This window comes from Acidaminobacter sp. JC074 (genome assembly GCF_022496765.1).
Lineage (GTDB): Bacteria > Bacillota > Clostridia > Peptostreptococcales > Acidaminobacteraceae > JABXKX01.
In genome coordinates, this window is the sequence record NZ_VANV01000040.1 from 23,920 (window position 1) to 35,555 (window position 11,636).

The 11,636-nt window shown below is 31.3% G+C and carries 12 protein-coding genes and 1 tRNA gene; all 13 read left to right on the forward strand.

Features of this window, described 5'->3' with window-relative positions; translation table 11 throughout:
* Positions 1-382 precede the first annotated feature (382 nt).
* The 13 genes from EZV73_RS27185 (at position 383) to nuoE (ending at position 11,503) form a co-directional block, all read left to right on the forward strand.
* Entirely contained in the window at positions 383-1,255 is an 873-nt protein-coding gene (locus EZV73_RS27185) for a diacylglycerol kinase family protein (RefSeq protein WP_240843731.1), read from the forward strand.
* 401 nt (positions 1,256-1,656) lie between these two features.
* Positions 1,657-2,430 (forward strand): helix-turn-helix domain-containing protein, encoded by a 774-nt coding sequence (locus EZV73_RS27190; RefSeq protein ID WP_240843732.1) that lies wholly within the window; start codon positions 1,657-1,659, stop codon positions 2,428-2,430.
* A gap of 306 nt (positions 2,431-2,736) precedes the next feature.
* Positions 2,737-3,228: a hypothetical protein gene (locus tag EZV73_RS27195; RefSeq protein WP_240843733.1), complete on the forward strand. Its 492-nt coding sequence runs from the start codon at positions 2,737-2,739 to the stop codon at positions 3,226-3,228.
* Between the two features lie 8 nt (positions 3,229-3,236).
* Positions 3,237-3,701: a hypothetical protein gene (locus tag EZV73_RS27200; protein ID WP_240843734.1), complete on the forward strand. Its 465-nt coding sequence runs from the start codon at positions 3,237-3,239 to the stop codon at positions 3,699-3,701.
* Between the two features lie 50 nt (positions 3,702-3,751).
* Positions 3,752-4,384, forward strand: coding sequence for a hypothetical protein (locus EZV73_RS27205; protein ID WP_240843735.1), 633 nt, complete (start codon positions 3,752-3,754; stop codon positions 4,382-4,384).
* Positions 4,385-4,393: 9 nt separating this feature from the next.
* Positions 4,394-5,038, forward strand: a complete 645-nt coding sequence (locus tag EZV73_RS27210) for an OmpA family protein (protein WP_240843736.1) — start codon at positions 4,394-4,396, stop codon at positions 5,036-5,038.
* A 57-nt stretch (positions 5,039-5,095) separates the two neighbouring features.
* Positions 5,096-5,172 (forward strand) — tRNA-Arg (locus EZV73_RS27215).
* A 216-nt stretch (positions 5,173-5,388) separates the two neighbouring features.
* Positions 5,389-6,696, forward strand: a complete 1,308-nt coding sequence (locus tag EZV73_RS27220) for an MFS transporter (RefSeq protein ID WP_240843737.1) — start codon at positions 5,389-5,391, stop codon at positions 6,694-6,696.
* A 176-nt stretch (positions 6,697-6,872) separates the two neighbouring features.
* Entirely contained in the window at positions 6,873-8,057 is a 1,185-nt protein-coding gene (locus tag EZV73_RS27225) for an iron-containing alcohol dehydrogenase (protein WP_240843738.1), read from the forward strand.
* Between the two features lie 39 nt (positions 8,058-8,096).
* Positions 8,097-8,642 (forward strand): TetR/AcrR family transcriptional regulator, encoded by a 546-nt coding sequence (locus tag EZV73_RS27230; protein ID WP_240843739.1) that lies wholly within the window; start codon positions 8,097-8,099, stop codon positions 8,640-8,642.
* 10 nt (positions 8,643-8,652) lie between these two features.
* Positions 8,653-10,083: a coniferyl aldehyde dehydrogenase gene (locus tag EZV73_RS27235; protein WP_240843740.1), complete on the forward strand. Its 1,431-nt coding sequence runs from the start codon at positions 8,653-8,655 to the stop codon at positions 10,081-10,083.
* Between the two features lie 309 nt (positions 10,084-10,392).
* Positions 10,393-10,866 (forward strand): glycine/sarcosine/betaine reductase complex selenoprotein A, encoded by a 474-nt coding sequence (grdA, locus tag EZV73_RS27240; protein ID WP_240843741.1) that lies wholly within the window; start codon positions 10,393-10,395, stop codon positions 10,864-10,866.
* Positions 10,867-10,999: 133 nt separating this feature from the next.
* Positions 11,000-11,503: an NADH-quinone oxidoreductase subunit NuoE gene (gene nuoE / locus EZV73_RS27245; RefSeq protein WP_240843742.1), complete on the forward strand. Its 504-nt coding sequence runs from the start codon at positions 11,000-11,002 to the stop codon at positions 11,501-11,503.
* Positions 11,504-11,636: the final 133 nt, after the last annotated feature.

Sequence of the window (11,636 nt, forward strand, 5' to 3'; positions counted from 1 at the left end):
ATTGATTTAGACAATGATTTTTGCATAAAATATATATTTTGAGAGGTAAATAGACAAGTTTCAAGAAAAAAAGAATAAAAAGGTAGATAGATAAAGATAGAAGAGAATAAATTTAAGACTAATTTCCAGTGTTTCACGTGAAACATAAATTATGAAAGAAGAAAGGGTTTAGATTTTTATTTTGATACACACCATGTTTCACGTGAAACATTTAAAAATGATGATCTAAAGAGTAATAGAGTTAATTATAAAATTGAGGAGAAAGATATTTGTAAAAGGTTGTCTTAAATAAGCTGATTGTTTCACGTGAAACATAATAAAAAATGGTTTGGAAAGCATTGAAAAGTAGGCTATAATAAGAAGAGCATAATAAGGAGCTAGAATGAGAAAAATAAAATTTATTATAAATCCTGCAGCAGGGCATGGAGAGTCTAAAGAAACCTTGAATTTGATCCATAATCGTTTCCAAAAGGAACAAATAGCTTATTCAATATCCATATCTGGTTATGAAGGACACATAGAAAAGATTGCAAAAGAAGCTGTTCAAGAAGGTTATACAGATGTTGTAGCAGTTGGCGGAGATGGGACAGTTTTAGAAGCTTTTAATGGAATTTTCAACTCAGAAACCAACCTAGGCATCATCCCAGCGGGTACTGGTAATGACTTTGTTAGAATGATTGATATTGGTAATAATTTTGAAAAAGCATTAGAAAAAGTCATTGAAGGTCAAGTAAAAAAAGTTGATATTGGCTTGGTAAATGATACTCATTTCTTAAATGTAGTGGCAATGGGGATCGATGGTGATATTGTAAACTTGACTGAGAAAGTAAAGAAGTTTCTTAAAGGATCTACAGCCTATATATATTCTACATTTTCTTCATTGTTAAAATATAAATGTAAAAATGTTCTGATTAATATTGACGGCTTGGAGCTGAAACGAGAAGTTTATTTAGTAGCAGTTGGAAATGGCAAATATTTTGGTGGCGGCATGATGATCACCCCAGGTGCAGAAATTGACAGCGAAAACTTCGAATTGGTAATTATTAACAAAATGTCTAAGAGTAAATTTGCTGTCCTTTTTAGAAAAGTTTTTTCAGGTAACCATGTGCACGAAGATGTTGTAGAAGTTTTATATGGTAAGAAAATTACCATTCAATCTGAAGAGGGATTATTGATCAATGCAGATGGAAATATCATTGGTGATTCATTTGCAAACATTCAGATTTTACCTAAAGCCCAAAATGTAATTATTTAGCATTTATATGTAATTTATGTAAAAAATTATTGATTCACATTGGATTTAAGTTGTCACTTCTATGTCATACATCAAAATCACAATAAAATTCGTTAGAGCTTAAATTTTGGCCGATTTGAATGGTCAATGAATATTAAGGATGTTTCAAGTCTACAGGAGAAAATATGTCAGTCAATTCTGAAATTTGTAAAGCTAGATCAATGTTCATTACGCGAGGTGTTTTAAATAGGAAAATTGTTCCAGATGTCATCGTATATTCTTGGGTGAGATCTAAACTGCACAATATATCATTTGAACTGTTAAATGTCAAAAAAAGTCAAAATTCAATTGATATCCTTTCACTAGATATTTTGTCATCTTCCACTATAAAATATTTAAGAACTGTGTCGTCAGAGGACAGTATGATTTATGTCATAAATAATCTTGGAGATGTCATTTACAATAGCAACTCAGTGAGTAAAGAATTACCATTATTTACTAATTTATCTGAAGAATCCATTGGTACAAATGCTGCAGGTATTTCATTAATTTCTGGTATGTCATTAACAGTTAATGGATGTGAACACTACAATAAAATATTGACCAATTATATTTCAACTAGCATCGTTATTGAAAGTAGTGCCCCAGAAAAAAATATCATTGTAGTGTTTTTTACACCTTGTCGTTTAAGATCTTCACATGAACGATTACATGATATTTTAACAGATCACTTTAGTAAAGATGAAAAAGAAAGTGATGATCAAACACCTTCGATGGAAGTTCATTCAGATGAAGATAGCCATATGATGGATCATGAAAATGATAATAAGGATGTTAAAGTTTCGACTGCCACTTCAGAACTCATGCATGATATGGATCTATCTGTAGATGAATCAAGTGCAATTATAGAAAGTCTATTAAATGATGAGACAAGTGAGAGTTCAGTAGAGAATAAAGGTAGTGTAAACACACTAAAAAGTAGTGTTGAAACATCCATTTCATCACATGGTGAAAATAATGAAAAATATAGTATTTTAAAGGCGTGTAAAGAGTTTACACTATCTATTGTAGAAGCTCAAACTATAAGAGAAGCTTTAACTTATCATAATTGGAATTTAAAGAAGACTTCTGAAGCATTGGGCATTGGAAGAAGTACCTTATATAGAAAATTAAAAGAGTATAAGATCGAAAAATAAGCATATTGTATTAAAATGACACACCATTTGCTTGGTGTGTTTCATTTTGAAGCAATATTCCCATTATGATACATGCTCCATTATGATATAAGAGAATCGCTAGCCTTTATAAGCCTTAATTAGGCCATGTGTTAACACTTTAAACTTTGATATTTCACTAAATTATGCTATTTATATACATTTTGAATGATTATATCGTATAAATGGCCTAAAATAGCAGTTTTCAGTGGTTTACAGTTAATTTACAGTAAATTTATAGTAGATTTAATATAAGACTTTTGATATTATTATAAAGAGGAGGAAATCATGTACAAAATCAGCGAAGTTGCAGAAATGCTATCTATAGAAAAAGTTAAAATATTTGAAGCGCTAATTGTTCATGATGAAGTCTTATCTCCTTTTGTCATAAAAGAAAGACATTTATCCTATATAACCGAAGATGGTGTAAAAGAATTAGAACGTTTAGTATTTGGTATTGTAGCAGAAACTGAAGAAGAATATATTGAAGAATCTGTGGCTGAAGAAGCTAGTGAAGAAACAGATCATTTAGATGAGTTTATAGAAAAAACGATTAGAAAAAAAGAAGTGTTAAGAAATGAAATAATCGATTTAAAAAGACAAATTAATATGCTGGATAAAGAGTTAAGAATGAAAGATGAGGCTATCCAGCATTACCAAAATATATTTGAAGATGATATCAATTGGATGATGAGTATTGATAAGAAAATTGAAGAAGAAATATCTACTCTGAAGGTTGAAGAAAAAAAGTCGGGCTTTTTTAACAAGCTAATGAAATAGTGGTGTTTATGTATAAAGTAATAGATGTTGCGAAATTGTTTTCCGTAAGCAAAGTAACCATATATAAAAAAATATCAAATAACAAGGAAGCTTTAAAAGGTCATATTGTTAAGAAAAAAAATGTAACTTATCTTGATGATGAAGCTGTTGAGATTATTAAAAATTCTTTGCAGGTTAACAATGAAAAAGTTACAGGTCGTTTGATTGATGATGAATTGAATAAAGTATACGAGGAAATAAAACTTCATCAAGAGATAAATGAAAAGTTAAAAGCAGAAAAAATATCTATGTTGAATGAAGAAGTCATGGAATTAGAATCAATGATCAGACATCTGAACAGTCAAATAGTTATTAAGCAAAATCATTTGAATTCTAAGAATGATGTACTAGAGAAGTTTAAAAGTTTACTTAAAGCCAACAAAACATTAATTAAGCAACTTGATAGATATCAGACTGAATTATCAACACGTTAAAAAAATGACTATCATTTTAATATAAACTCATACTAAGGGAGGATAAATAGGTGACAAAGAAAAATATACTAGAGAAACTTGGGCTAATCGAGTTACGTGAGGAAGTAAATCCAGAAGGTGAAGAAGTGAAGGAAACTGTAGTAGAGGAAAAAGTTGCTCCGACAGTTCCTGTTACGCCAGCACCACCTGTCATGCCTCAACCAGAAGTTAAGCGTGAGCAACATTCTGAAATTGAAGAAAAATTAGATGTGCTTATTGAATCATATGAAAAAAATAAGTTTTTATCTATTGAAGAAATTTATAGAAATAAAAACTTAGATAAAGATGTAAAGCAATCAATTTTCATTGCCGAAGTATTTATGAAAGCTTTACCAGAAAACTTACCAATTGATATTAAAAAGAAATCTGCTTTAAATATTTTGGATGCATCTGGTCTAAAGAAAGAAGAACTTCTAAATGATGCTTATATCAGAATAGATGCATTAAATACTGTTTTAGAAGAAACTGTTGCAAAAACAGCTGAACTTAAAGAAAAGAATGAAAGTTCAATTCGCGAGTTAGAAGAGCGTATTGAAATGTTAAAGCGTAACATCGAAGAAAGAAATGCTTTCGAAGAGAAGCAATCTTCTGTTATAGAGTATGAAATTCAAAGAGTCATTAATATAGTTGATGGAATCAAGTAAGGAGCTTAAATGAAATATCGGGTAACAACTCGAGGATGGGTTGTTTTTTCAGCAATAGGTATTTTATTGATTATACTTTTGTCTTCTTTGTTTGGTGGTAGTCCTGTAGTTGATAATGGAGATTTAGAAGATCCTATTACTACTATCAATGAAGAAACATCTGATGTTGAAGAGGAGGTTTCTGAGACGGATTTAGAAACTGAACTGGAAAACAATGAAGCTGATGATGAGCCAGTTGAAGAAACGACTGAAGATGTTTCGCAAGAAGAAACAGACTTTGAAGAAATAGTAGAAGAAATTAATCTAGATAAGAAAAGTGAAATTCTTTTTGATAAAAATGTTTCTGAAATTAGTGATGAGTATTATCCTGTTTTAGATGAATGGATTGATATACTTACTGATCAAGAAAACCTGATGGTTGCCATTGAAGGTCACATTAATGGTTATCCTTATTATGAAGATGGTGATTTTGGTCTTTCACTTGCACAAGCACGTGCAGATGTTATCAAAGAATACTTAATTGAACACGGTGTATCTGAAGTTCTTATTAAAACAATTAACATGGGTTCTACCATACAAGTTGATGTTTCTGATGACATTGAGAATCATTATTTAAATCGACGCGCAATAATTTATTTTATAGAAAAGCCGTAAGGCTTTTTTGTGTTTTTGTTATATATCAAAGAATTTTTATGTTATAATATAGCATATGCATTCGTAGCTCAGCTGGATAGAGCAACCGCCTCCTAAGCGGTAGGTCGGGGGTTCAAATCCCTTCGAGTGCGCCAATAAAAAAGAAGCATTAGAATTACTTAATTCTGATGTTTCTTTTTTTGTTTAGGTGATTGTTATGTCATTAAAACATTACTAAAATAGAATATGTCTGGTTACTAAACTTTGATATTGTGATTTCACACTTGGTCGATAATGTGAATTTAAATATTACTTATGTAAAAGTATAATTATTCTGAATAGTTAGTTGTTTTATGTATTAAGGAGGGGGAATGGAAAAGCAAATAACAAATCTGGCTTATAGCCAAAAGGAGATTGATAAGCTCGAGAAAAAAAGATGGTTAGTGTGGGGAATTTTATCAGTTGCATATATCGTAGTTTTTTTTCATAGATTAGCAGTTGGTGTAGTAAAAGATGATTTAGTTTCAGCCTTTGGTATATCGTCAACAACATTTGCAAGTTTGGGTGCTGCATATTTTTATCCATATTTACTGATGCAAATTCCATCTGGAATATTAGCAGATACTTTAGGAGCAAGATGTACAGTATCATTAGGTATTATGTTAGCAGGATTAGGATCAATTATATTTGGAATAGCACCTAATGTTTTAATAGCCTTTGTTGGAAGAATAATTGTCGGAGTAGGGGTGTCAGTTGTTTTTATATCCATATTAAAAATCCAAACAGAATGGTTTTATGAGAGTGAGTTTGGTACAATGTCTGGGTTGACTTCATTAATTGGTAATCTAGGAGGAATACTGGCTCAAACTCCATTAGCATTACTTGTTGTTGCATTAACGTGGAGAACCACATTTGTTATGATTGGCTTCATATCTATTGGTATAGCATTATTATGTTTTATGATAGTGAGAAATAAGCCATCAGATATTGGATTGCCTTCTGTAGCAGAAATAGAAGGTAGAACTATAAGTATTGAGAAAATAAATATTAAAAAGGCATTATACAATGTATGTAAAAATCCAAGAACATGGCCTCCTTTCATTGTATTTGGTGGTTTCTTCGGTTCAGCAATTACAATTGCAGGAACTTGGGGAGTAAGCTATCTAATGGATGTTTATGAGATGAATAAAGTGACTGCTGGAAATTACATGATGACAGCTGTTATTGGTCTTTGCCTAGGAAGTGTCGTTGTAGGAAAACTTTCAGATAAGTTGAGAACACGTAAGCAGCCTATGATCTATTTTGGTACAACTTATGTTTTAGTATGGCTTTATTTTGTATTATCCAATGGTGGTAAACCACCTATAGCCACATTAGGTGTGCTTTTCTTTATGATGGGATTTAGTGGCGCAGCATTTGTCTTAGGATGGGCATGTGGAAAAGAAGTTAACAATCCCAAATATGCGGGAATCTCCACTTCAATAGTTAATATAGGCGGATTTGTGGGAGCTGCATTTATCCCACTTATTCCAGGAACTATTATAGATAAGTATTTAAGCACTTTGCCAACGGTAGAGCTATATAATCGTGCTTTTCTTTACTGCTTGCTTCCTGTTATTATAGGCTATATATCAATTTTCTTCATAAAGGAAACCAATTGTAAGAATATAAGTAAATAGTTTAAGAATATTATCATCTAAAGAAGCCTATGAAGAGCAGGTTTCTTTTTTTGTTTTTGAAATATATATAGTTTACATTGTACGTACTATTGTAAACTTATGGTTGACATTATATAAGTGTATGTATATTATGAAGATATACTAGATTAGTAGACTAATGTTTGGAAGGAGAAAACATGATTAGATCACCTAAAAGTCATATACTAGAAATGTTTACTAGATTATGGCCACCACAAAAGCCGTTAATATATTCTGGCGAAGATTCAACATTGAAAATCGCAGAATTAATAGTTGATTCGGGATATAAGAATCCTTTACTTATTACAGGAAAGTATCTATTAAGAAACGGGAAGTTAGAAAAAGTAATCAATACTCTAGAGCAGAAAGGATGCAAACCGGTAATATATGATGGATCGATTCCTAATCCCACATTTAAACAAGTACAAGAAGGACTTGAAATAAGTCTAAGCAACAAGTGTGACTGTGTTTTAGCAATTGGTGGAGGATCAGTAATTGATGTGGCAAAAGTAGTTGCTGCGGCAAGTACAAACAGAGTTCCATTAAACAAGTTAACTGGATTGTTAAAAATAAGAAAAAATCCATTACCTTTTTATGCAGTACCTACAACATCAGGAAGTGGGTCGGAAACTACAATTGCAGCTGTAATATCAGATGACAAAACACATAAAAAGAATTTTTTCATAGATCCTAAACTGATTCCGTTTTCTGTTGCATTAGATCCATTGTTGATTTCATCATTACCATCTCATATTACAGCAGCTGTTGGTATGGACGCATTAACACATGCATTAGAAGCATATCTATCTACAAATGCGACAGAAGAAACTTCAAGACATGCAGAGCTTGCAATTAAGTTAATATTTGATAATTTAGGCAAAGTAGTTTTAAATGGACAAGATATTGATGCAAGAGAAAAAATGGCACAAGCGTCACTTTTAGCTGGTTACGCATTCACAAAATCAAGTTTGGGCTATGTACATGCAATCTCACATCAGATAAGTGCTTCTTACAATACGTCACATGGATTAGCAAATGCAATTTTACTTCCTAAAGTACTTAGATTTAACATGTCCAAATGTGAAGATAAATATGCTAAACTAGAATTGATACTAAATACAAATTCACATATATCAAGTCAACGTGATTTAGCACTTCAGTTTGTTTCAAGGGTGGAAAGCCTGTCTAATAGCATTGGTATTCCAAATGCAATAGAAGGTTTAAAAGCATTTGATTATTCTAAAATTGCACGAGCAGCTTTATCAGAAGCTAGTAGATCATATGCTATCCCTAGAAAAATGAAAAGTAAAGATGTAGAAAAAATATTACTTTCAGTAACTTGATATATTGTTTGTATTCATGAATAGAAATTGGAGTAATTTATGAATAAAAATGACATAGTTATGGCAAGAAGCATTCTTACTTTATTTACAAAGTTAGGATTTAAAAAAACTACAATGCAGGACATTGCTAATGTAACTGGTTTATCAAGACAGTCGGTATATAAAAAATATGGTTCTAAGAGTGCATGTTATGAATGGACTGTTAACATGTACCTTACTGATATTTATATGAGAATGTTTGAAGTGATGAATAAAAATGAGGGAGATGTATTAAATGTTCTTCATGAAGTATTTAGAATTTTCATAGGTGAAGCAGTTGAAATCGTAAACCATAACCATGGTACTGAAGTACTGGATGTTGTTTTAAAGGCAACTTTCAGTTCAGAAGAGGATTGGCATGTTCGATTTACAAATAGACTTGCTCAATTTTTAGATAAAAATAAATGTGTTTCAAAGGAAAAAGCTTTTGGGGTTTCAATTACACTAATTTCGGCAAGTAAAGGATTATTACTTGTCGAACCAACAGAAGAACAATTTAGGTTTGACATGGATATTATATTTAGGAGTGTGTTGAACCTAGAATAGGAGGTTCAGTATGTCTGAAAAGGCACTTATTATTGATAATAAAAATGATATATTTAATCAATTGAAGAGTGAATTAAATATGTTAAGAAAATCATATATGGATAATCCATATCCTAGTTATATAGAGAGAAAAAATGTTTTAATAGCATTAAAGAAATCATTGATAAAAAATGAAAAGAAGATATATGATGCTATGAGAGAAGACTACGGTTATAGAAGTGATTTTGATTCTCTTTTATCTGACTTATTACCGAGTGTTAGGTTAATAAACTATACACTGAAAAACTTAAGTAAATGGATGAAACCTTCCAAACGTCATACAGGACTATTGCTAATGCCATCAAAGGTAGAAGTTCATTATCAACCTGTAGGTGTAGTTGGGGTAATTACTCCATGGAATTTTCCATTTTATTTAGCATTAGGTCCTACTATCCAAGCCATTGCTGCAGGGAATAGAGTCATGATTAAAATGAGTGAAGATACTCCAAAGACAACACAAGTACTAAAAGAAGTTTTAGCTGGTATATCTGAACATATACATGTTATTACAGGAGTTAAAGGAGCGGGTTCAGCATTTGCAAGATTACCATTTGACCATCTTATTTTTACTGGTTCATCGAATGTAGGAAAGCTAGTTGCAAAATCTGCTGCTGATAATTTAACACCAATTACATTAGAGTTGGGTGGAAAATCTCCGACTGTCGTCGCATCAGATGCTAATATGAAATCAGCAGTTGATGCGATTATTATTGGAAAATCGATTAACTCAGGGCAAATCTGTGTTGCACCTGATTATATCTTTGTTCATGAATCAAAAGAAAAAGAGTTCGTTGATACTTTTTTGGAACGCTATCATGATTACCATGTAAAATCAGGTAATATTAATACACAAACACATATTATTAATACTAAACAGTTAGAGAAAATTCATGGATTTATTAGTGATGCAAGTACTAAAGGTGGAAGTATTCATCCTGTAAAAAAATATAATGATATTGATGAAAAGTTAGTACTTCCGCATGTCATAACGAATGTAACTGACAATATGGATGTTATGAAAGAAGAAATTTTTGGTTCTGTTTTACCTGTAATGAAGTATCAAAATATTGATGATGTAATAAAGTATATAAATGAAAGACCAAGACCTTTAGCATTATACTTAATGACAAATAACAGACAATTGATAAAAAGATTCAAAAATGAAACACATAGTGGTGGTATTTCAGTGAATGATACTGCCATGCATGTAATGGCTGATGATGCACCTTTTGGAGGAGTCGGTAATTCTGGTATGGGTCACTATCATGGTCATGAAGGATTCTTAACATTTTCTAAGGCTAAAACGGTGTTACATTCTAGCACAATTCTACCTAAAAATAAATTTATCCTAAAAAATAGAGACTTAGTTTTTAACCTACTTAGAAGAACGCTTTTAAAGTGATAGGAAACAATGGGAATATTCTCATTGTTTTTTTAGTACTTTTTTATTGATACGAGAAAAAAGTTCGCACTGATAATAAAATGTGAATTATATTACTATTTATCTACATATATAATTGATTGTATAAATGTATTTATTGTTAAAGTATGGACAACTATTTTGAAAAGGATTTAGCTATAAAGATAGAAAGAGTTATCAAAAGATGTATCAAGCTTTTTCATTCGTGAACATTTTAAATTGTACTCTTCGTTTGTTAATGAATAAAATGATAGGTGTGATGTCTATACAAATTAAAGTTAGGAGTTATGTATGAGTGTTTTGGATAACAAGAAAGTCATCATCATAGGTGACAGAGATGGTATTCCGGGACCAGCAATTGAGGAATGTGTTAAATCAGTTAGTACAGCTGAAGTAGTATATTCATCTACAGAATGTTTTGTCTGAACGGCTGCTGGTGCGATGGATTTGGAAAATCAGAATAGGGTAAAGTCACTGACTGAAGAGTTTGGTGCAGAAAATGTATTAGTTTTATTAGGAGCTGCAGAAGCAGAAGCAGCTGGATTAGCAGCTGAAACTGTTACAGCAGGTGATCCTACATTCGCAGGTTCACTAGCAGGAGTTGAACTTGGATTAGCAGTTTATCATGTGATTGAAGAGGAAATTAAAAACAATGTATCATCTGAAGTGTATGAGGAGCAAATTAGCCTTATGGAGATGGTATTAGATTGTGATGAAATCACTAAAGAATTAACAGATATAAGAAGTCAGTTTTGTAAATTCTAATAGTAGTATCATAATCTTATATTAGTTGAATATCTAGATTAATGATTTATTTATATTAGTAAGAGGTTTTAGAAAGGATTAATCTTAGTTGATATCCTTTCTTTTATTTTATGTCAATCATAGGAGGAATAATATGACATGCTCATGTCAGAATATTAGAAACAACAATACAAGAGAAAGTTTAGAGATTTTAGAGCAAATATTATTAGAGTGTGATGAAGAAACAAATCTGATAACCTTGCTTCAAAAGGTTCAAAATAGCTATGGATACTTACCTGAAAATGTAATGAAGGAAATAGCTATAAAAAGAAACATCAAAGAAGCTAAAGTCTATGGTGTAGCTAGTTTTTATTCTCAATTTAGAATGAAACCAATAGGTAAATACTTGATTATGTTATGTCAAGGAACGGCATGTCATGTAAACGGTTCTGCTGCAATAGAAAGTGCATTAAAAGATATACTAGATGTTTCAGAAGGGGAAATAACTCCAGATGGTTTATTTACCTATATAAATGTAGCCTGTTTAGGATGCTGCAGTTTAGCTCCAGTAATGATGATCAATGATCAAACATATGCAAAATTAACATATGACAAGGTAAATAGTATAATCTCTGAAATTAGAGGTAGTGGAAAGTAATCTATGAAAAAAGTAGGGATCGATGGATAAGCAGATTTTAATCTTTTCAGTCATCGTTTTTGAAATATATACACAAAAATAGCCACTCTAGCGCCTACAGTGGTAGTTAAATCTATGAAATTGGATATTAGGT

What these genes read in the sequence shown, in the direction of transcription:
- nuoE (WP_240843742.1), top strand. Translation starts at nt 11,000, where the DNA reads ATGACATGCTCATGTCAGAATATTAGAAACAACAATACAAGAGAAAGT.
- EZV73_RS27200 (WP_240843734.1), top strand. Translation starts at nt 3,237, where the DNA reads ATGTATAAAGTAATAGATGTTGCGAAATTGTTTTCCGTAAGCAAAGTA.
- EZV73_RS27210 (WP_240843736.1), top strand. Translation starts at nt 4,394, where the DNA reads ATGAAATATCGGGTAACAACTCGAGGATGGGTTGTTTTTTCAGCAATA.
- EZV73_RS27195 (WP_240843733.1), top strand. Translation starts at nt 2,737, where the DNA reads ATGTACAAAATCAGCGAAGTTGCAGAAATGCTATCTATAGAAAAAGTT.
- EZV73_RS27225 (WP_240843738.1), top strand. Translation starts at nt 6,873, where the DNA reads ATGATTAGATCACCTAAAAGTCATATACTAGAAATGTTTACTAGATTA.
- EZV73_RS27190 (WP_240843732.1), top strand. Translation starts at nt 1,657, where the DNA reads ATGATTTATGTCATAAATAATCTTGGAGATGTCATTTACAATAGCAAC.
- EZV73_RS27235 (WP_240843740.1), top strand. Translation starts at nt 8,653, where the DNA reads ATGTCTGAAAAGGCACTTATTATTGATAATAAAAATGATATATTTAAT.
- EZV73_RS27230 (WP_240843739.1), top strand. Translation starts at nt 8,097, where the DNA reads ATGAATAAAAATGACATAGTTATGGCAAGAAGCATTCTTACTTTATTT.
- EZV73_RS27220 (WP_240843737.1), top strand. Translation starts at nt 5,389, where the DNA reads ATGGAAAAGCAAATAACAAATCTGGCTTATAGCCAAAAGGAGATTGAT.
- EZV73_RS27185 (WP_240843731.1), top strand. Translation starts at nt 383, where the DNA reads ATGAGAAAAATAAAATTTATTATAAATCCTGCAGCAGGGCATGGAGAG.